Genomic DNA, 21261 nt, shown 5'->3' on the forward strand with positions numbered 1-21261 from the left:
CATTATAAATCCAGTCGCAAAGAGGAGATATAAACTTTCGGTTGGTGAATGTTAATCCGGATGAAATTACAAAAGACTTTGAAAAAAAAGTGTTGCATTTCATCGGAAAACATGATATATTATAAAAGTTGCTGCTGAGACATTAAACGGCGCCAACGAGAACTTGATCTTTGAAAACTGAACAACGAGTGAGTAGGGAATCACGAAAGTGAAATCCAAAATTAGAGAATTAATTTTCTCGTCAGATGTTTCAAAATGAGCATATCGCTCTTTTCAATACTAATTGGAGAGTTTGATCCTGGCTCAGGACGAACGCTGGCGGCGTGCCTAATACATGCAAGTCGAGCGGAGTTATTTTGAAAGCTTGCTTTCAAAATAACTTAGCGGCGGACGGGTGAGTAACACGTAGGCAACCTGCCCCTTAGACTGGGATAACTACCGGAAACGGTAGCTAATACCGGATAATTTCTTTTTTCTCCTGAAGAAAGAATGAAAGACGGAGCAATCTGTCACTGAGGGATGGGCCTGCGGCGCATTAGCTAGTTGGTGGGGTAACGGCCCACCAAGGCGACGATGCGTAGCCGACCTGAGAGGGTGAACGGCCACACTGGGACTGAGACACGGCCCAGACTCCTACGGGAGGCAGCAGTAGGGAATCTTCCGCAATGGACGAAAGTCTGACGGAGCAACGCCGCGTGAGTGATGAAGGTTTTCGGATCGTAAAGCTCTGTTGCCAGGGAAGAACGTCCGGTAGAGTAACTGCTATCGGAGTGACGGTACCTGAGAAGAAAGCCCCGGCTAACTACGTGCCAGCAGCCGCGGTAATACGTAGGGGGCAAGCGTTGTCCGGAATTATTGGGCGTAAAGCGCGCGCAGGCGGTCATTTAAGTCTGGTGTTTAAACCTTGGGCTCAACCTGAGGTCGCACTGGAAACTGGGTGACTTGAGTACAGAAGAGGAAAGTGGAATTCCACGTGTAGCGGTGAAATGCGTAGATATGTGGAGGAACACCAGTGGCGAAGGCGACTTTCTGGGCTGTAACTGACGCTGAGGCGCGAAAGCGTGGGGAGCAAACAGGATTAGATACCCTGGTAGTCCACGCCGTAAACGATGAGTGCTGGTGTTAGGGGTTTCGATACCCTTGGTGCCGAAGTTAACACAGTAAGCACTCCGCCTGGGGAGTACGGTCGCAAGACTGAAACTCAAAGGAATTGACGGGGACCCGCACAAGCAGTGGAGTATGTGGTTTAATTCGAAGCAACGCGAAGAACCTTACCAGGTCTTGACATCCCTCTGAATCCACTAGAGATAGTGGCGGCCTTCGGGACAGAGGAGACAGGTGGTGCATGGTTGTCGTCAGCTCGTGTCGTGAGATGTTGGGTTAAGTCCCGCAACGAGCGCAACCCTTAACTTTAGTTGCCAGCAAGTAATGTTGGGCACTCTAGAGTGACTGCCGGTGACAAACCGGAGGAAGGTGGGGATGACGTCAAATCATCATGCCCCTTATGACCTGGGCTACACACGTACTACAATGGCCGGTACAACGGGAAGCGAAACCGCGAGGTGAAGCCAATCCCATCAAAGCCGGTCTCAGTTCGGATTGCAGGCTGCAACTCGCCTGCATGAAGTCGGAATTGCTAGTAATCGCGGATCAGCATGCCGCGGTGAATACGTTCCCGGGTCTTGTACACACCGCCCGTCACACCACGAGAGTTTACAACACCCGAAGTCGGTGGGGTAACCCGCAAGGGAGCCAGCCGCCGAAGGTGGGGTAGATGATTGGGGTGAAGTCGTAACAAGGTAGCCGTATCGGAAGGTGCGGCTGGATCACCTCCTTTCTATGGAGAATCGTCTTCTGCAATGAAGACATTCAAATCGGAAGTTAAACTTCCAAAACAACTCACTCGTTGCTCAGTTTTGAGAGTTTAAGCTCTCAGTAAGACTTGATCCTTGAAAACTGGATACCGAAACGAATTTGCGTTTTAGAACATCTTTTAGCAACTTGTGTAAACAAGTAAATGTTATTAGTGGAAGAGATTTTCAATTGTGCGAACAAGCGAAAAATCAAGGTTAAGCTAATAAGAGCACACGGAGGATGCCTAGGCGCCAGGAGCCGACGAAGGACGTGGCGAACAACGAAACTGCCTCGGGGAGCTGTAAGCAAGCTTTGATCCGGGGGTGTCCGAATGGGGAAACCCAGCTGTGGTAATTCGCAGTTACTCATCTCTGAACACATAGGAGATGTAGAGGCAGACCAGGGGAACTGAAACATCTAAGTACCCTGAGGAAGAGAAAACAATAGTGATTCCGTCAGTAGCGGCGAGCGAACGCGGAACAGCCTAAACCTAAGAGCTTGCTCTTAGGGGTTGTGGGACGTCTCACATGGAGTTACAAAGGAATATGGTAGGTGAAGAGGTCTGGAAAGGCCCGCGATAGAGGTAAAAGCCCTGTAACCTAAACTGTGTTCTCTCCGAGACGGATCCCGAGTAGTGCGGGGCACGTGAAACCCCGTATGAATCCAGCAGGACCATCTGCTAAGGCTAAATACTACCTGGCGACCGATAGTGAAACAGTACCGTGAGGGAAAGGTGAAAAGCACCCCGGAAGGGGAGTGAAATAGAACCTGAAACCGTGTGCTTACAAAAAGTCAGAGCCCTATTTATGGGTGATGGCGTGCCTTTTGTAGAATGAACCGGCGAGTTACGTTTAACATGCAAGGTTAAGTCGAGAAGACGGAGCCGCAGCGAAAGCGAGTCTGAATAGGGCGATTTAGTATGTGGACGTAGACCCGAAACCGTGTGATCTACCCCTGTCCAGGGTGAAGGTGCGGTAACACGCACTGGAGGCCCGAACCCACGCATGTTGAAAAATGCGGGGATGAGGTGGGGGTAGCGGAGAAATTCCAATCGAACTCGGAGATAGCTGGTTCTCCCCGAAATAGCTTTAGGGCTAGCCTCGGTATAAGAGTAGTGGAGGTAGAGCACTGATTGGGTGCGGGGTCCGCAAGGATTACCAAGCTCAGTCAAACTCCGAATGCCATATACTTATTGCCGGGAGTCAGACAGTGAGTGCTAAGATCCATTGTCAAAAGGGAAACAGCCCAGACCATCAGCTAAGGTCCCCAAGTGTGTGTTAAGTGGGAAAGGATGTGGAGTTGCACAGACAACCAGGATGTTGGCTTAGAAGCAGCCACCATTGAAAGAGTGCGTAATAGCTCACTGGTCGAGTGACTCTGCGCCGAAAATGTAACGGGGCTAAACACACCACCGAAGCTATGGCTAGATACGTATGTATCTGGGGTAGGGGAGCGTTGTATGTGGGTTGAAGGTGTACCGTAAGGAGCGCTGGACAGCATACAAGTGAGAATGCCGGTATGAGTAACGAAAAGATCAGTGAGAATCTGATCCGCCGAAAGCCCAAGGTTTCCTGAGGAAGGCTCGTCCGCTCAGGGTAAGTCGGGACCTAAGGCGAGGCCGAAAGGCGTAGTCGAAGGACAACAGTTTGAAATTACTGTACCACCGTAATCCGCTATGAGCGATGGGGTGACGCAGGAGGGTAGTGACGCGGACTGATGGATATGTCCGTCTAAGCAGTGAGGCTGATGTGTAGGCAAATCCGCACATCGTTAAGGCTGGGCTGTGATGGGGAGCGAAAATTACAGTAGCGAAGGTCATGATCTCACACTGCCAAGAAAAGCCTCTAGCCAGGAGAAGGTGCCCGTACCGCAAACCGACACAGGTAGGCGAGAAGAGAATTCTAAGGCGCGCGGAAGAACTCTCGTTAAGGAACTCGGCAAAATGACCCCGTAACTTCGGGAGAAGGGGTGCCCCGGTAGTGTGAATAGCACGAGGGGGCCGCAGTGAAAAGGCCCAAGCGACTGTTTAGCAAAAACACAGGTCTGTGCGAAGCCGCAAGGCGAAGTATACGGGCTGACGCCTGCCCGGTGCTGGAAGGTTAAGGGGAGTGGTTAGGGGTAACCCGAAGCTATGAACCGAAGCCCCAGTAAACGGCGGCCGTAACTATAACGGTCCTAAGGTAGCGAAATTCCTTGTCAGGTAAATTCTGACCCGCACGAATGGCGTAACGACTTGGGCGCTGTCTCAACGAGAGATCCGGTGAAATTTTAATACCTGTGAAGATGCAGGTTACCCGCGACAAGACGGAAAGACCCCATGGAGCTTTACTGCAGCTTGATATTGAATTTGGGTACGATCTGTACAGGATAGGTGGGAGCCGTAGAAATCGGAGCGCAAGCTTCGGTGGAGGCGCCGTTGGGATACCACCCTGATCGTATCTAGGTTCTAACCTAGTACCCTAATCGGGTACGGGGACCGTGTCAGGCGGGCAGTTTGACTGGGGCGGTCGCCTCCTAAAGAGTAACGGAGGCGTTCCAAGGTTCCCTCAGAATGGTTGGAAATCATTCGAAGAGTGCAAAGGCATAAGGGAGCTTGACTGCGAGACCTACAAGTCGAGCAGGGACGAAAGTCGGACTTAGTGATCCGGTGGTACCGCATGGAAGGGCCATCGCTCAACGGATAAAAGCTACCCTGGGGATAACAGGCTTATCTCCCCCAAGAGTCCACATCGACGGGGAGGTTTGGCACCTCGATGTCGGCTCATCGCATCCTGGGGCTGAAGTAGGTCCCAAGGGTTGGGCTGTTCGCCCATTAAAGCGGTACGCGAGCTGGGTTCAGAACGTCGTGAGACAGTTCGGTCCCTATCTGTCGTGGGCGCAGGAAATTTGAGAGGAGCTGTCCTTAGTACGAGAGGACCGGGATGGACGTACCGCTGGTGCACCAGTTGTTTCCGCCAGAAGCATGGCTGGGTAGCTACGTACGGACGGGATAAGCGCTGAAAGCATCTAAGCGTGAAGCCCCCTCAAGATGAGATTTCCCAATTAGTAAGACCCCTTGAAGACGACGAGGTAGATAGGTTGGAGGTGGAAGTGCAGTAATGCATGGAGCTGACCAATACTAATCGGTCGCAGTGGTCTTTTTGTTGTGCCTTGTAGAGTGAATTTGCTTGTAAGGGTTTTTATGATAAAGTGGTTTAATAGAGTCACTAATAGATTATTCATGGGGGATAAAGATCTTGATTATATGGATCAATGGAGCTTTTGGTGCAGGGAAGACAGAAACTGCATATGAATTACATCGCAGACTTCCTGATTCTTTTGTATACGATCCAGAGAATGTAGGGTATTACATAAGAGCAAACATTCCCGATGTGATGACAAAAAGTGACTTTCAGGACTATTATCTTTGGCGTGAAATTAACCATTCCATGTTAAAATACATAGCTAGCGAATATAGGGGAACGATTATCGTACCTATGACCATAGTCAACCCAGAATATTGGATGGACATTGCTGGTAATCTAATAAATGAGGGATTAGAGGTTCATCATTTTACTTTGTGTGCCTCACGAGAGACGCTGCTCAAGAGATTGGGTGGTAGAGGTGAAGGGAATGACTCGTGGGCCGTTCAACAGATCGACAGATGCCTCACAGGGCTTAATAAGGACGTATTTAAAGACCATTTAGACACAAATAACCTGACTACTCTAGGAGTCGTAAAGATGATAGCTAGTAAGCTTGATATCACTTTAACGCCTATTATAGAAGAAAAGTGAAAATATATTAATTTAGGTATTGCTATACTTCGAAATACATGATATAATATTTTTTGTTGTCAAAACATTTTGTTTTCAATAAGGCCCGTTGGTCAAGGGGTTAAGACACCTCCCTTTCACGGAGGTAACATGGGTTCGAATCCCATACGGGTCACCAATTTCTTTAAAACGTAATTGTTCTTCTGAAATAAAATGTTGCATTACAGGTTGGAATGTGTTATGATAATTGAGTTGCTTCTTTACATGGAGGCTTAGCTCAGCTGGGAGAGCATCTGCCTTACAAGCAGAGGGTCGGGGGTTCGATCCCCTCAGCCTCCACCATGAAGCTTTCTTATGGTAATGAATAGCTAAATATTTTTAATGACGCGGGGTGGAGCAGCCCGGTAGCTCGTCGGGCTCATAACCCGAAGGCCGCAGGTTCAAATCCTGCCCCCGCAACCAATTTTCATCAAGCAATTATATCTTTTGGAACCGTGGTGTAGTTGGCCTAACATGCCTGCCTGTCACGCAGGAGATCGCGAGTTCGAATCTCGTCGGTTCCGCCATTTTTCTTGCTTCATGAGCCATTAGCTCAGTTGGTAGAGCACCTGACTTTTAATCAGGGTGTCGAAGGTTCGAGTCCTTCATGGCTCACTTCTTAAGTGAGTCGGACACTAATACATACCGTGTGCGGACGTGGCTCAGCGGTAGAGCATCGCCTTGCCAAGGCGAGGGTCGCGGGTTCGATTCCCGTCGTCCGCTCCATATAAATTTTGCGCCCTTAGCTCAGCTGGATAGAGCGTTTGACTACGAATCAAAAGGCCGGGAGTTCGAATCTCTCAGGGCGCGCCATATTTTAACTTCATACTTTGCCGGCGTGGCGGAATGGCAGACGCGCTCGACTCAAAATCGAGAGGGAAACCGTGGAGGTTCGAGTCCTCTCGCCGGTATCAATTAGCAAGCGAAGCTCTTATGCGTTAAGCTAAGGGCTTTTGCTTTTCAAGTACAGTAAGGTAAAACATTATATTGTGGACTCTTAGCTCAGTTGGTAGAGCAGTAGACTCTTAATCTATTTGTCCAGGGTTCGAGCCCCTGAGAGTCCATCCTTAAAAGAAACGGCAGAGATGCCGTTTCTTTTTTTATAAGAGTTATACGGTTTCAATTATAGTCACAAAAAAAAGCCACAAAGTACGATATTAGCGTACTTCGTGGCTTTTGATATTTATGGAAGGATATTACCCGCAGCGCGGTAAATTTCATACCATTCTGGTCTGGTGAGTGTAATATCGGATGCTTTGGCAATATCCCGCAATCGCTGCGTATTGGTTGTACCTACAACAGGCTGCATATTTGCCGGATGTCTGAGAATCCAGGCAATGGCAATAGCGGTATTGGTAACCTCTTTTTCAGCTGCCAAACGGTTAATGACCTCGTTCAATTCAGGGAACTTGTCGTTGTCCAAGAATACACCTTCAAAAAAGCCATATTGGAAAGGCGACCATGGCTGAATGGTCATGTCATGAAGACGGCTGTACTCCAAAATCCCGCCATCATGAACAACCGAACCGGAGTTTGTCATATTCACATTAAAGCCGGTATCAATCATACCCGTAAACATAATGCTTAATTGCAGCTGGTTGAACAGCAGTGGTTGCTTTACATTTTTCTTCAGTAGCTCGATTTGTAACGGGTTCTGGTTGCTGACACCAAAATGCTTGACCAATCCCTTGTTCTCCAGAATGTCAAAAGCCTCAGCCACTTCTTCCGGCTCGAACAGCGTGTCAGGACGGTGAAGCAAGAGCACATCGATATAATCGGTCTTCAAGCGTTTTAGGCTACCCTCTACGGATTGTAGGATATGCTCTTTGGAAAAATCAAAATAGCCCTTGCGGATTCCGCATTTGGTTTGGATCAGCATTTTATCACGCATACCAGGATTGTTCTGAAGTACCCCTGCGAATACCTCTTCAGCTTTGCCGTCCGCATAAATGTCGGCATGATCAAAGAAGTCTATTCCGAGCTCCAACGCACTATGTACATGTGTATCAGCCTCTTTTGCAGATAAATCCGCAATCCGCATACAGCCAAGCGAAATTTGGGACACGTCAAGTACACCATTCGCTACACTAATTTTCTTAACCATGAGTGATTCACTCCTTAGAATGTAAGTTAGAACTTGCAGTATTCTATCAAACCATATCACAAAGTGGGAGGCTAAGCCAATATGCCCTACGACGTATAGGTAGGTTGTAAGTAAAGTACAAAAAAGAGGCTGCCACATCAGTAGAATTCACTACTTTTGCAGACAACCTCTTTTTTTATACATCCATAATTAATATATGGAAGTGCTCAGAATCATTTTAGTACATATTCGGAATGTCGACATTAGGATCAATATCTGCTTCGTAGTCTACGCCATCTGTTCTAAAGCCAAACAGATTGAAGAAATCTTGGCGGTAGCCTTCAAGATCTGCCAGCTCACCTGCATTATCAGTTGTCAGCTCGTCCCAACGTTTCATAACCTCTGTCTGAACGTCCTCACGCATTTCCCAGTCGTCAATGCGGATCAAGCAGCTTCCGTCCGCAGTAGCCTTGCCTTCACCGTATAGGTGCTCAGAGAACAAGCGATACATTTGTTCAATACAGTTCTCGTGCAGGCCTTTTTCCTTCATCACTTCATAAAGTGCAGAGATATATAGGGGCACTACAGGAATAGCTGAGCTGGACTGAGTTACGAGCGCCTTATTAACGGATACAAAGGCACGTCCGCCTTTTGATGAAAGAAGGTCATTCATTTGGATCGCAGTCTGTTCCAGATCGTGCTTGGCTTGGCCAATTGTTCCGTCCCGATAGATAGGGTGAGTGATTTCAGGCCCGATGTAGGAGTAAGCAACGGTAGTAGCACCATCTGCAAGGACATCAGCTGCTTGAAGCTGATCGATCCACATTCTCCAGTCTTCGCCGCCCATTACAGCGATGGTCTGACGTACTTCCTCTTCATTAGCAGGCTCAATGGTGGTCATGGATACTTCGCCTGTATGGAAGTTCAAGGTTTTATTCGAATAAGCTGTTCCCACTGGTTTAATAACGGAGGAGAAGGTTTCTCCTGTTACCGGATGGGTACGACGAGGTGAAGCGACACTATAAATAACTAAATCGATGGTGCCATATTCAGCTTTAATCAATGCAATGGTCTTCTCTTTAATCGCATCAGAGAAGGCATCGCCAACTATGCTGTGTGATTTAAGTCCAAGCTCTGCTGCTTGTTGTTCAAAGGCAGCGGAGTTGTACCAGCCTGCAGATGCGGTGCGCTGACCTTCCGCTGCCTTATCGAAGAACACACCAATGGTATTGGCGCCAGCACCAAAAGCAGCTGAAATTCTAGAAGCCAGTCCGTATCCGGTAGAGGCACCGATGACAAGTACATTCGCAGGTCCCTCAATTTTCTTTTGCGCTTTTACATATTCAATTTGTTGTTCTATTTGTTTGGCGCATCCCTCTGGATGGGCTGTTGTGCATATAAATCCGCGTGTTTTAGGTTGAATAATCATCAAGGAATTCCCCTTTGTATAAAAATTTAAGTCTACTGATACACAGAGAAAGTATAGCAAACAATATTTACTAATACAAAGAATTTAGGATATTCGATAAGAATCCGCTACCCTGTATTTTTGTTTGTTGGCTAGCTGCGCTATCGAGTCTTGATCATTTATTAAGGCTTGCGGACTCGAGTGACGCTATTCCTTAGAAAAGGGGCTGCCCCAGTAGCCATTTCATGACTTCAAGGACAACCCCCTTTACATTATAAGGCGCTATTACGCCTTAAAGATTGAATCAATCGCTTTGATCTCATCTGGTGTCAGCTGAACTTTCAGAGTCTGGAGATTCGATACGATCTGCTCCGGACGTTTAGCTCCGGGAATAAGTGCGTCGATGGAAGGTACGGTCAAATACCAGGCTAGCACCACATGTGCGACTTCAACACCTTTGGTATCGGCAATTTGGCGAACCTTGTCCACCTTCTCCAGGTTTTTGGCAAAGGTCGCTCCTTGAAACATTGGGTTGTTCTTTCTATTGTCGCTGAACGAATCGCCTTGCTTATACTTGCCGCCAAGAAGGCCGGACGCGAGTGGGAAGTAAGGAACGAAAGAAATGCCAAGCTCCTGCGTGTAAGGGAGCAGTTCTTTTTCTGCATCACGGTGCAGCAGGTTGTAATGGGATTGGAGAACATCCACATGCCCGTCCTTGTTGGCTTCTCTCAGCTGTTCAATGGAGAAGTTGGAGACCCCGATCGCTTTGATCTTTCCTTCATCCTTCAGCTTCTTAAGCTCGCCAACAGCTTCATCCTTAGGAGTGCTTTCATCAGGGAAATGAATATAGTAAAGATCGATATAATCGGTCTGGAGGCGTTTCAAGCTGTCTTCCACAGACTGTCTTAGAAAAGCTGGAGAGTTGTCGATCGTAACCTTATCGCCAGTAATCTTGTGAGCGCCCTTAGTAGCAATAACCACATTGTCACGGCCGCCTCTTTCTCTCAGCACTTCTCCAATAAGTTCCTCGGATCTACCTGGACCATAGATAAAGGCAGTATCAATGAAATTGATCCCATGGTCAAGAGCGTTGCGAACGATGTCTTTACCAGTCTCATCATTTAAGCCGGGAAATAAATTATGCCCACCAACAGCATTGGCACCCAGTCCGAGAGGGAGTACCTGCAAATTTGTTCTACCTAAAGTTATTTTACTAGACATAATCAATCGTCAGCTCCTTAAAATAGAATATGAACTATATTAAGTATAGCTAATAGCCCGTGGTAAGACAAATTGCTGATTTTCAGCTTTATACATGAATATTTAAAGCGTATAAGTTATGATATAAAGAATAATTTTGCGTTCCCACATTTGTTGCCACAATGAAGTAAAGGAGGTTTGTCTTATGCTAGTTATTAATCAAAATGAAGTGGCTGAGCTATTAGCAATGGAGTCTTGCATCACAGTGATGGAATCCGTTTTGAAGGACTTGTCCGCAGGACAAGCCATACAGAGCTTAAGACAAGTACTCCCGCTGCACCAAGGCAATCTGATTGGCTTAATGCCGGGCTTTTTGCAGAGTGAAGAAGTAGCAGGTGCCAAAATCATCAGTGTGTTTCCAAGCAACCATGGCTCAGGTTTACCTTCCCATCAAGGGCTTGTTACGTTATTCGATTCTTCTACCGGTGTTCTGAAAGCTGTAGTAGATGGACAGAAGATTACCGCAATTCGCACAGCGGCTGTTAGCGCAGTAGCCACTCGTTATCTGGCTAGAGAAGATGCAGAGGTGCTTGCCATTCTAGGTACCGGCGAGCAAGCCAAAAGCCATCTGGAAGCGATGCTACTGGTTCGATCGATTCGTGAGGTCAGAGTTTGGAGTAGAACACTTGCAAAGGCAAGAGATTTCCAAGCAGAAATGAGCCGTAAATATGGTGTGGACATCCTTGTGGCTGAGTTTATTCAAGAGGCAGTTAATCCAGCAGATATCATTTGTACCGTAACAGCATCCACAGAGCCTGTGCTCAAAGGGGAATGGCTGAAGCCTGGAGTACATATCAATGCGGTTGGAGCCTGTAGAGCAGCGGATCGTGAGCTGGATTCGGAGACCGTACGGTTAGCTAAGTTATATGTAGACCGATTGGAATCCGCGCATAATGAATCTGGGGATTATTTAATTCCGCTGAACGAAGGCGTGATTACTTCAGGCCATATTATCGGTGAAATCGGTGAACTGATCAGCGGGAATATTGAGGGCAGAGCTACAGCTGATGAGATCACTCTTTTTAAAGGACTAGGACTTGCAATAGAGGATTTAGCAGCAGCCAACTTCATTTATAATGAAGCTGTTAAATTACAAAAAGGCATTGAAATTGCATTCTAAGGAGCGACCACACGATGAGCACATATGAAGGTTTGTATGATTTCAAGTTGACGGAGCAAGACGAAGAACGGGCCGTACATTTGCATGAGCAGAACATTAATATTGATTTGCTATTTCAAGGTCCCTTATCTCCAAACGCAATTCCAGAGTCTGTGTCCGAAAAAATAAAAGAGCTGTGTGAGCCCTATAAAGATGAGCCAATGATATACAGCAGCATGCCAGCAAAAATGATCACAAAGCTATCGGCCAGCGGTGAGATCCCCGAGTATAAAAGTGAATGGTATAAATCGGGAATTACCGCGGGTAACCGGGAACTTCATTTAGAGTCCTTTGAAAGCATGATAAATAGCATGGCTGAAGTTCAGCTTCAGTTTGACTCCGCAGATTGGTTAGTTAAAGCTTTAACCGCAGAGGACATACGTGCAGCCAAGCGTAATGGCCATAAGGCGGGTATTATCACAGCGCAAGAAACGGATGGCCTAGGTACCAATCTGGACCTATTAGATGTGTTACATAATTTTGGCTTAAGAATTTTACAATTAACTTATAACAATCAGAATCAGGTCGGTGCAGGCTGTGCAGAACAGTCGAACGCTGGGATTACGAATTATGGAAAAAGATTCATTGAGCGTCTGAACAAGCTCGGGATCATTGTAGATACGGGACATTGCGGAAAACAGACCACGCTCGATGCTTGTCAGTATTCTAAGACTCCGGTCATTGCTTCACACACGGGTGTAGAGGCTATCTATCCACATATGCGCTGTAAAAGTGATGAAGAGATTATCGCGATAGCGAAGACGGGTGGAGTCATCGGTATTTTTGCTATGCCGTGGTTTGTTCATGAAGATCCTAACCATACGACCATTGATCATGTGCTGGATCATATCGAATATGTGATTCGGCTTGTAGGCGTGGATCATGTCGGGATTGGAACGGATTGGCCGATGAGCGATGTGCTCTGGTCATTGGTTTATTTTAAAGAACATATTGCACCTAAGCTAGGATTTGCCAAAGGAGACGGACCTTCTACTGAAACCGTTGCTGGGCTTGAAAAATATAGCTATTTTATCAACTTTACTAGAGGTTTAGTGGCTCGCGGTTATAAGGATGAGGATATTGCAAAGATTATGGGTGGCAACTGGCTGCGCGTGTTTGAAGAAATTTGGGGATAGGGGATAAATAGATGACAACATACTTGAACACAACTACATTTAACTTCTACTGTTCTGGCATTTATTCAGGGAAAATACATTTTACGGAACAACAAATTATGCTCGCTAAGGTTGATCCACGCAGACGAACACAAATGCAATACAATGCGCTGGATAGCCAGTTCAAGACCGTTCTTCCATTTCAAAAAATCCACGAACACATGGACGCTTACGCTAAAGCAGAATGGGTCAATGATGAGGTAGTTCTAAGTAATGGTGATCTTTATCAAAAGCATATTCAGTATCAGGCTGTATTGGATGGCCGTGAGCTTACTTCACAAGTATGGGCGCTACGAAAAGAGACGGCACTGGATATTGTGACCTTGGATGGTGAGATTATTGCCTTTCTTACGCCGAATCGGTATGGCATCGAGCTGATTGTTAAAGCAGGATATGAGACGCTGACGCCTCTGGTTGTTTATGATGATCCCCTTTTGTCCAAGCCAGAGTATGGTGTAAATGATTTGGGTACGGATCTGATTCCGATGCGTGATGGCGTGAGACTGGCTACGGATGTGTTTCTTCCTGAGGGCATTCAGCCGGGAACCAAGCTGCCGACGATTCTGGTGAGAACCTGCTATGACCGTAACGGGAAAAAAGAGATTTTTATGAGATGGGCTAACAAAGGTTATGCAGTGGTGTCACAGGACGTAAGAGGTCGGGCGGATTCGGAGGGGGAATTGATCCCTTTTTATAATGAACGGGATGATGGCTACGATACGATCGATTGGATTATCGCGCAGGATTGGTCAGATGGCAATGTTGGAATGTGGGGCGCGTCCTATCTCGGTTTTGTGGTTGTCTCGGCGGCGACCAGCGGGCACCCTAATTTGAAGGCTGTTGTGGATGAAGTGAATGTCGGCTCACCGTTTGTAGATACAGCGCGTAAGGGTGGAACGCTTTGCTCTTGGCCACTCTTGTCTTGGACGCTTGCACAATCTGTGGGTACCCGGACGGATTTTGATATTTTTGGGGGCATTACGGTGAACCCAGAAGCGGCCGTCGATGCGAGACCGATTAAGGAGATTCCACAGCAAATGATCGGTAAAGCATCCGGACCATGGGATCTATGGAGCCAGCATCCGGAGTATGATGATTTCTGGAGAAACTGTACCTTTACGGAACGCGGGGATCAAGTGCAGGTCCCTATGTATGTGATCTCAGGCTGGTATGATGGCGACAGCCCTGGCGTATCGGAGACTTGGAGAATGCTGACTGAACATGATGTGCCAAATCGTAAAATCCGTCTGGGTGCATGGGAGCATGGGCCAAACCGAGCCAGAGATTATGAGGGAGTAAGCTTCGGCAATGATGCAGTCGTCTATGATTATGATGTTTCTGTACTGCGCTGGTTCGACCGCTTCCTCAAAGGCATTCCGAACGGAATAGATCAGGAGCCTAGAGCCTCTTATTATGTCGTTGGTGAGAATCAGTGGAGAACGTCGGAGGATTGGACACCAGTTGAAGCTACAACTACGTCGTTTTATCTTTCCAGTGCTGGTCGGGCTAATTCAGGACAAGGAGATGGGAAGCTGCTCACAGCGCCAGAGGAACACTCTCCAGAAGATACTTATGTTTATAACCCAAATGATCCTATGAATGATAGCGGTGAGCGGGAGCCTGAAAATTTGCGGAAATATGAGCTGCGAAATGATATTCTTGTGTACACTAGTGAGGTGTTGACGGAAGAATTGACTATTGCTGGCGAATTGTCTGCTGTCATCTACGCCGCTAGCACAGGTAAGGATACGGATTGGGTAGTTACGCTTAGTGATGTGAATGAACATGGAGACTCTATCCGGTTATCTAACTATATTGTCAGAGCTAAATATCGTCATGGGTTTGATGCACCAGAACTGCTCACGCCAGGGCAAGTGGAGGAATACGATATTTTCATGCCGAATATTGCTCACAGATTTGGGGTAGGACACCGAATTCGTTTTTCGATTACTTCTTCCAGTAAATTCGTTGCTTTCCCGAATACGAATACTGGTGATAACCCGTATGAAGATTCAGAGGCGATTACAGTGCTGCAGACTGTTTACCATAATAGTGAATATCCAAGCCATGTGAAGCTGCCGGTTATTCCTAACGCTTGAACGATACTGCAAGGTTAACCTTGCAATTAGGATAAAATAGCGATTATTCACAGAAAAGCGCATAAATGATCCCTTCTCAGGTCACAATAGGGAAAAACCAGAATGAAGGGATTAACGTGTCGCGCATAAAAAAACAACTTTGGCAGCGATGGAGACGTTGGAAAAAGGCGCTTTGGGTAGGGGCAGCTTGTTTAGCTCTTACTGTACTGGCATGGCGCAGTATGCAGGTACCTGAGGAAATCAGTGGACTGCTGACGGATTCTAGTTGGACGGATAGTGCCGAAAGCGAGTTGGCCGCAGCTGTATTTAAAGTAGGCGTGGACAGCAGTGAGGAGAAAGAGAAGGGCACCATAAAAAACGAACAACTGTTGCAGACGATCGCTCAAAGCGGACGCAGCAGAACCGTTCATTTAAAAATATCGTATGTATCTGGGGAAGAAGTTCAGACATTGCCAGGTGTAAAAACCCCGCTTCAGCTTAAAAAAATAATTCACGAACACCCTGCATGGAGCGGCTTCATCAGCAGTGATGGAGATTTGTGGCTGGAACAAAAAGTGAATGATCTATCGACCCTAACGAAAAAAGAAGCCTATATCGGGGTCGATGCATTTGGGAACTTGAAATTATTTAAAGGCCCTCCGGTACAGGAAAAGGTTCTGAAGACCTTTTTTCAAATGGATATGGGTTCCTTGAAATCCTCTCTGCCGGAAAGTATTTGGAAAGAGCTTCATGAGGGCATTCGTGTACAAGATATTGAAGAGTACAACAGCGTATTGTCCACCTTCAGTGACTATGCGCGTGAGGCTGCCGAACATGTCATGCAGAATAAGCAATAGCATCCTTAAGCATATCAGCTGTCCTAAAGTCATTATTAATGGCTATAGGGCAGCTTTTTTTTGCAAATATAAGAAAGTTTGAGGTTCTCATTGTAGGCCTAAAGTTGTCATTTCGCATTAGAGGGTAAACTTTTTTTCTCCCGGAAGGGGTATTTTTGCTATAATGGTTTGAAGGAATACATATGTTCGCTTCATAGCGGAGTAATGGATGAAAACGGTGGAATAAACTGCCTGTTATAGAGGAGAGATCGTGCTTGCGCATTTTGGGAATTGATCCAGGGCTGGCGATTGTCGGTTTTGGCTTTGTGGATAAGGAAGGTCATAAGTTGACCCCGGTCCAATATGGTTGTATCCAGACTGAGGCTCACACACCTGAGGAAGAACGTCTGCTGCATGTCTATGAAGGCATGGGTCAGCTCATTGATAAATATAAACCTGATGCTGTAGCGATAGAGAAGTTGTTCTTTGCACGTAATGTTACAACAGCATTGCCAGTAGCACAGGCCCGCGGAGTGACGATATTAGCTGCAGTACAGCGTGGCTTACCCGTCTCGGAATATACACCTATGATGGTGAAGCAGGCTGTAGTTGGTTATGGTAAGGCAGAGAAACGGCAGGTACAGGAAATGGTGAAGCTGCTACTGAAATTATCGGCGATCCCTAAACCGGATGATGTAGCGGATGCACTCGCGGTAGCGGTATGTCATGCCCATTCGAGCAGTCTTAATTCTAAATTAAATGAGGTATTGCGAAAATGATAGATTTCTTAAGAGGACCCGTCGTTCATTTAGAGTCGGAATATGTGGTGCTGGATGTGCAGGGCGTAGGATATCGGGTGTTCTGCCCGAACCCTTATGCTTTTGCTAAAGTAGAAGGGCCTGTAATGATCTATATTCATTATCAAACACGTGAGGATGCGACGCTTCTGTTCGGGTTCCCGACTCGGGAGGAGCAAAAATTGTTCCGCAAGTTGATTGAGGTATCTGGGATCGGTCCGAAGGTTGCGCTCGGAATACTGACAGGTGGAACTCCAGATCAGTTGATCTCGGCAATTTACCAAGAGAATATAACCTTCTTAACGAAACTGCCGGGCATTGGCAAGAAGACGGCGCAGCGGATGATCCTAGATTTGAAGGACAAGCTGGACGGACTCAGTATGGCTTCCATGCAAACGGGATTATTTGCAGTTCCAATGGAAGAAGCATCGGATGGGTTAGCTTGGCAAGAGGCTAGGGATGCCCTTAAGGGATTGGGTTATACCGAAAGTGAATTGGACCGTGTGTGGCTCGCTATGAAAAAAGAGGGCGCAGAGACAGGGACTGTAGATGTGTTGATGAAGAAAGCACTTGGGCTATTATATATTGCTAAGTAAAGCCGAACACATCCTTGAAGAAAGGGAGCGATTGGAATGGATGACCGGATTATATCCGCTAATTTGATGATGGACGAGCAAGCCGTAGAATTAAGTTTACGCCCTCGTTATCTGGGAGAATATATCGGACAGAATCAGGTAAAAGAAAACCTGAAAATATATATCGAAGCAGCCAAAATGAGAAGTGAAGCGCTGGATCATGTGCTGCTCTACGGGCCTCCAGGTCTCGGTAAAACAACACTCGCGAACATTATCGCCAATGAGCTGGGTGTGAATTTACGAACAACGTCCGGTCCTGCGATAGAGCGGCCGGGAGATTTAGCCGCCCTGCTGACGAACCTGCAGGAAGGCGATGTGCTGTTCATCGATGAAATTCACCGCTTACACCGGACGGTGGAGGAGGTTATGTATCCGGCGATGGAGGACTTCGCGCTGGACATCATGATCGGCAAAGGGCCAAGTGCCCGTTCGGTACGATTGGATTTGCCGCCTTTCACACTTATAGGTGCTACCACCCGTGCTGGCCTGCTGTCAGCGCCACTACGTGATCGTTTCGGAGTGGTCAGCCGCTTGGAGTTCTATACCATAGATGAGCTAAGCTTCATTGTTGCTCGAAATGCAGATCTTTTAGGAATTGAGATTGTCGGAGATGCGGCGGAAGAGATAGCGCTTCGTTCCCGTGGAACGCCGCGGATTGCGAACCGACTATTGAAGCGAGTCCGTGATTTTGCTCAAGTGCGCGGCGATGGGATTATAACCCCTGAGATTTCTGGGGAAGCCCTGAAGATGCTACAAGTGGATCCACGTGGGCTGGACAGCATCGACCATAAGATGTTAAGAGCGATGATTTCAAGCTTTCGTGGCGGTCCTGTAGGGCTGGATACGATTGCTGCTACAATTGGTGAGGAAAGTCAGACAATTGAGGATGTTTATGAGCCCTACCTGCTGCAGATAGGATTCTTGCAGCGGAGCCCTCGTGGAAGAATTGTAACCCCGGCCGCTTATCATCACTTAGGCCTTCCGCTCCCTCCGGAGCAGCACTGAGTCAGTAACTACATTTAAAAGGAGGATGCTGGATGAAGCATACGAAGATGAAATGGGGAGGAATAGCTCCACTAAGCAAAGGATTGCTAGCAGCTGCGATTGCTGTGGGAAGTCTCTTGATCCCTGCGGGTGCCAGTCATGCCGATTCTAATAGTACGATACGAGTTGCCCTTTATGCCGATATTGGTAGTAAATATAAATCTACCGTGCCAGTAGTAACTATGTTATCGACACAAAGCTTCACTTTGATGTCAAACCAACCAGAGAGCACTCCTTTGTTATCGGTGCCTGCCCAGAGCAGAATTCGTGTTAGTGTGGATGGTTATAGAGTAAAGGTAATGGAGACTTCAAGCTGGAAAACAGCTGCCGATGCGGCTAAAAAGCTTCAGTCCACCTCTGATAAGCCTCAAATTTATATGATTTCTAGAAATGGAACCAATGTGTATCAGTTGTATACAGGTGTCTATGCCAGTGAAGCTGCTGCCAAGGATGGGCTTACCCGTGTAGTAAAGGCAGGACTCGGCATTCCTGCTGATCAAACCCCTGCGGTGAAAGGGGATAAGCATTTATCGGCGGGTCGCTATTCTTCGGAACAAGAAGCTGATACTGCTCTGAGTAGTATTACAGCTGCTGGTTTTGATGCCTGGAAGGTGGTTCTCTCAGGAAGTGATGGCAGTGCTCAGTTTGAGGTATGGGTAGGCGAAGCTGCGAACGACAAAGATTTGGGTGCTGTTCAGACCGCAGTGTCAGCAGTATTGCCACAGCTTGCTATGTCTGCTGCAACTTCACCTGGGTTAATCATGCGTCTGGATGCTGGGCTGGACCTTAGTAGCGAGACACAAGCTAATCATTATATGGTTTCCGGAAATGATGCTAAATTTTTGGCCGTTGGCAGTGAGGCTGGAATTCAGCTCGAAGAAAGATCCAAGCGTACCTACCGTGGAAATATGGAACTAAGTAATTTGAGAGGTTCCCTAGCGGTTATCAATGAAGTGCCACTGGAACAATATTTGTATGCAGTGGTTGGAGGAGAGGTTTCCTCCAGCTGGCCGGATGAAGCTCTAAAGGCTCAGGCTGTCGCCGCCCGAAGCTATGCAATGGCGCAAGGCAACCGTTTCGAAGTAGCAAATGTAGTAGATTCTACATTGAGTCAAGTATATAACGGAATCGGATCAGAGGCTCCGGTTATTATTAAGGCAGTGGATGCTACTGCCGGTGAAGTATTGATGAGTGGTGGTAAAGTTATAGAGGCTGTGTTCTCCTCGAACAGTGGCGGAGTAACCTCTGATCCATCGGAGGTATGGGGCAATGGTGGAGATGCATTTGCCAGCGTTCCCAGCAAAGAGGATGTCGCAGCTACCGCGACCGCTAAGAAGTGGTATTATTTACTGCTCGCTAATGGCACCTCTGGATACGCACGTGAGGATAACATTAAATTGACAGGAAATAAAACTGCAGCGGGACTGGATATAGCGACAGCCACCACTAAAGATGTTAATGTACGCCCGCTTCCTGCTGTTGAAAGTAGTGTAAGTGCGGTAGGTAAGCTGAATCCAGGCGAGAATGCTGTTGTTCTAGACAAAGTCTATGAGTCCGGTAGTTATAGCTGGATCAAAGGGCCATATACCTCTGCCGACCTTCTAAAAAGCTTGCAGGGTAAAACAACTAGCACGCTCCCTTCTAGCATCCTTAATTTGCAGGTCACTCAGCGCGGCCCTTCTGGAAGAGCGATTCAGGTGAAAGCAAATGGTCAGGCACTGGATGTGAAATATCCTGATATGTTCCGTTCTGCGTTCAATGGATTGCCAAGTACATTGTTTGATATTGTACCAGCCGGAAGTTATACTGTATTAGGCGCTGACGGTGCTACCAGCACGATTGGAAGTTCACAGAGCGCAGGTGTACTCTCTGCATCAGGTAAGGTTAATGTGAACGGTAGTGGAACTGTAGTGATGGGTGGGGATTCCTCAGCCAGAGCGATTACTAACAGTTCGGGCTTTCTGTTCATTGGCCAAGGATACGGTCATGGTCTAGGCATGTCGCAATGGGGCGTGAAAGGCATGGCTGACAGCGGGTATGATTACAAGCAGATATTGCAACACTATTATCAGAACGTTACTATAGTTAAGGAATGAAGACAGACCATGAATGTAGACGCATATGATTTTCATTTACCGGAAGAATTAATTGCCCAGACACCACTCTCTGACCGTAGCTCTTCTAGACTGCTCTTAGTAAACAAGGAGGATGGGGAGCTGGCTCACCGGCATTTTACCGATATTATTAATTATTTTCAACCGGGAGATACGCTTGTTCTGAATGATACGAGAGTCATTCCTGCCAGATTGTTTGGGGCTAAAGAAGATACGGGGGCTAAAGCTGAAGTGCTTCTCCTTAAGAATCTGGGAGACGATCGTTGGGAAGCTCTTGTAAAGCCAGGTAAAAAGCTCAAGACAGGAGCGGTTATCATCTTTAGTGATGAGCTTCGTGCTGTTATTGAGGACGAGGCTGATATGGGTGGACGAACGCTTCGGTTCATTTATCAGGGTATTTTTCAGGAGATTCTGGACAGGCTGGGAACAATGCCACTGCCTCCTTATATTAAGGAAACACTCGATGATCGGGAACGATATCAGACCGTTTATGCTAAGCATGAAGGATCAGCTGCTGCTCCTACAGCAGGGCTTCACTTTACCAAAGAACTGTTGGATCAGATTGAAGCCAAGGGTGTAAATATTGCTTATATTACACTTCATGTAGGTCTCGGAACGTTCCGTCCGATGTCTGTAGAGAAGGTTGAAGAGCATGTTATGCATTCAGAGTATTTTGTAATGTCTCAAGAAACAGCAGACACTATAAATGCTACCAAGGAACAAGGTGGTCGCATTATAGCGGTAGGGACAACTTCTTGTCGGACACTTGAAACAGTCGGAAGACAATGCGAAGGCGGTCCACTAGTGGAATGTAGTGGCTGGACGGATATTTTCATCTATCCGGGCTATAAGTTTAGTGTAGTTAGTGCGTTAATTACTAATTTTCATTTGCCGAAGTCGACTTTGGTGATGTTGGTTAGTGCTTTGGCAGGTCGGGAACATATTCTAGCTGCTTATGAAGAAGCGATAGAGCAGAAGTACCGGTTTTTTAGCTTTGGAGATGCAATGTTTATTTACTAAGGTA

The 21261-nt window shown here is 46.9% G+C and carries 13 protein-coding genes, 9 tRNA genes and 2 rRNA genes; 21 read left to right on the forward strand and 3 right to left on the reverse strand.

Going from position 1 to position 21261, the window contains the following annotated elements; genetic code table 11:
* The first annotated feature begins 280 nt into the window (after positions 1–280).
* The 12 genes from MKX60_RS10245 to MKX60_RS10300 all read left to right on the forward strand — a co-directional run bounded on the left by MKX60_RS10245 (position 281) and on the right by MKX60_RS10300 (position 6712).
* A 16S ribosomal RNA gene (locus tag MKX60_RS10245) occupies positions 281–1837 on the forward strand.
* Between the two features lie 230 nt (positions 1838–2067).
* Positions 2068–4998: ribosomal RNA gene (locus MKX60_RS10250) — 23S ribosomal RNA — on the forward strand.
* The 16S and 23S rRNA genes sit together here, the layout of an rRNA operon.
* Before the next feature lie 92 nt (positions 4999–5090).
* Positions 5091–5630 (forward strand): AAA family ATPase, encoded by a 540-nt coding sequence (locus MKX60_RS10255; protein ID WP_076287119.1) that lies wholly within the window; start codon positions 5091–5093, stop codon positions 5628–5630.
* A gap of 82 nt (positions 5631–5712) precedes the next feature.
* A tRNA-Glu gene (locus MKX60_RS10260) sits at positions 5713–5787 on the forward strand.
* A gap of 88 nt (positions 5788–5875) precedes the next feature.
* Positions 5876–5951, forward strand: a tRNA-Val gene (locus tag MKX60_RS10265).
* A 43-nt stretch (positions 5952–5994) separates the two neighbouring features.
* Positions 5995–6071: transfer RNA gene (locus MKX60_RS10270), tRNA-Met, on the forward strand.
* Positions 6072–6097: 26 nt separating this feature from the next.
* A tRNA-Asp gene (locus tag MKX60_RS10275) sits at positions 6098–6175 on the forward strand.
* A gap of 15 nt (positions 6176–6190) precedes the next feature.
* Positions 6191–6263: transfer RNA gene (locus MKX60_RS10280), tRNA-Lys, on the forward strand.
* 36 nt (positions 6264–6299) lie between these two features.
* Positions 6300–6374: transfer RNA gene (locus tag MKX60_RS10285), tRNA-Gly, on the forward strand.
* A gap of 10 nt (positions 6375–6384) precedes the next feature.
* Positions 6385–6461, forward strand: a tRNA-Arg gene (locus MKX60_RS10290).
* A gap of 19 nt (positions 6462–6480) precedes the next feature.
* Positions 6481–6559: transfer RNA gene (locus MKX60_RS10295), tRNA-Leu, on the forward strand.
* A gap of 80 nt (positions 6560–6639) precedes the next feature.
* Positions 6640–6712, forward strand: a tRNA-Lys gene (locus MKX60_RS10300).
* 119 nt (positions 6713–6831) lie between these two features.
* On the opposite strand, the gene MKX60_RS10305 is transcribed toward MKX60_RS10300, so the two are convergent.
* From MKX60_RS10305 to MKX60_RS10315, 3 genes are all read right to left on the reverse strand, one after another.
* On the reverse strand, positions 6832–7752 hold the full coding sequence (locus tag MKX60_RS10305) for an aldo/keto reductase (protein ID WP_076284852.1): 921 nt from the start codon (positions 7750–7752) through the stop codon (positions 6832–6834).
* Positions 7753–7969: 217 nt separating this feature from the next.
* A complete protein-coding gene (fabV, locus tag MKX60_RS10310; RefSeq protein ID WP_076284851.1) occupies positions 7970–9160 on the reverse strand; it encodes an enoyl-ACP reductase FabV in 1191 nt (396 codons plus the stop codon).
* Positions 9161–9424: 264 nt separating this feature from the next.
* The gene (locus tag MKX60_RS10315) at positions 9425–10360 is read right to left on the reverse strand and encodes an aldo/keto reductase (protein ID WP_341059717.1); all 936 of its coding nucleotides are present in this window, start codon (positions 10358–10360) and stop codon (positions 9425–9427) included.
* A 184-nt stretch (positions 10361–10544) separates the two neighbouring features.
* Here MKX60_RS10315 and MKX60_RS10320 point away from each other — a divergent pair, with 184 nt between their 5' ends.
* From MKX60_RS10320 to queA, 9 genes are all read left to right on the forward strand, one after another.
* On the forward strand, positions 10545–11519 hold the full coding sequence (locus MKX60_RS10320) for an ornithine cyclodeaminase family protein (RefSeq protein WP_341059719.1): 975 nt from the start codon (positions 10545–10547) through the stop codon (positions 11517–11519).
* 14 nt (positions 11520–11533) lie between these two features.
* On the forward strand, positions 11534–12694 hold the full coding sequence (locus MKX60_RS10325) for a dipeptidase (RefSeq protein WP_341059721.1): 1161 nt from the start codon (positions 11534–11536) through the stop codon (positions 12692–12694).
* 11 nt (positions 12695–12705) lie between these two features.
* The gene (locus tag MKX60_RS10330) at positions 12706–14832 is read left to right on the forward strand and encodes a CocE/NonD family hydrolase (protein ID WP_341059722.1); all 2127 of its coding nucleotides are present in this window, start codon (positions 12706–12708) and stop codon (positions 14830–14832) included.
* Positions 14833–14948: 116 nt separating this feature from the next.
* Positions 14949–15668: a BofC C-terminal domain-containing protein gene (locus tag MKX60_RS10335; RefSeq protein WP_341059724.1), complete on the forward strand. Its 720-nt coding sequence runs from the start codon at positions 14949–14951 to the stop codon at positions 15666–15668.
* A 254-nt stretch (positions 15669–15922) separates the two neighbouring features.
* Positions 15923–16426 (forward strand): crossover junction endodeoxyribonuclease RuvC, encoded by a 504-nt coding sequence (ruvC, locus tag MKX60_RS10340; RefSeq protein WP_036677679.1) that lies wholly within the window; start codon positions 15923–15925, stop codon positions 16424–16426.
* Positions 16423–17040 (forward strand): Holliday junction branch migration protein RuvA, encoded by a 618-nt coding sequence (ruvA, locus tag MKX60_RS10345; RefSeq protein WP_076299706.1) that lies wholly within the window; start codon positions 16423–16425, stop codon positions 17038–17040. Before ruvC ends, ruvA begins: the two co-directional genes overlap by 4 nt.
* A 36-nt stretch (positions 17041–17076) precedes the next feature.
* On the forward strand, positions 17077–18084 hold the full coding sequence (ruvB, locus tag MKX60_RS10350; RefSeq protein ID WP_042191128.1) for a Holliday junction branch migration DNA helicase RuvB: 1008 nt from the start codon (positions 17077–17079) through the stop codon (positions 18082–18084).
* Between the two features lie 32 nt (positions 18085–18116).
* Positions 18117–20219 (forward strand): SpoIID/LytB domain-containing protein, encoded by a 2103-nt coding sequence (locus tag MKX60_RS10355; RefSeq protein ID WP_341059725.1) that lies wholly within the window; start codon positions 18117–18119, stop codon positions 20217–20219.
* Positions 20220–20228: 9 nt separating this feature from the next.
* The gene (gene queA, locus MKX60_RS10360) at positions 20229–21257 is read left to right on the forward strand and encodes a tRNA preQ1(34) S-adenosylmethionine ribosyltransferase-isomerase QueA (protein WP_076299705.1); all 1029 of its coding nucleotides are present in this window, start codon (positions 20229–20231) and stop codon (positions 21255–21257) included.
* Positions 21258–21261 lie beyond the last annotated feature (4 nt).

Origin of the sequence: Paenibacillus sp. FSL R5-0914, assembly GCF_038004525.1 — a bacterium.
GTDB lineage: Bacteria > Bacillota > Bacilli > Paenibacillales > Paenibacillaceae > Paenibacillus_AQ.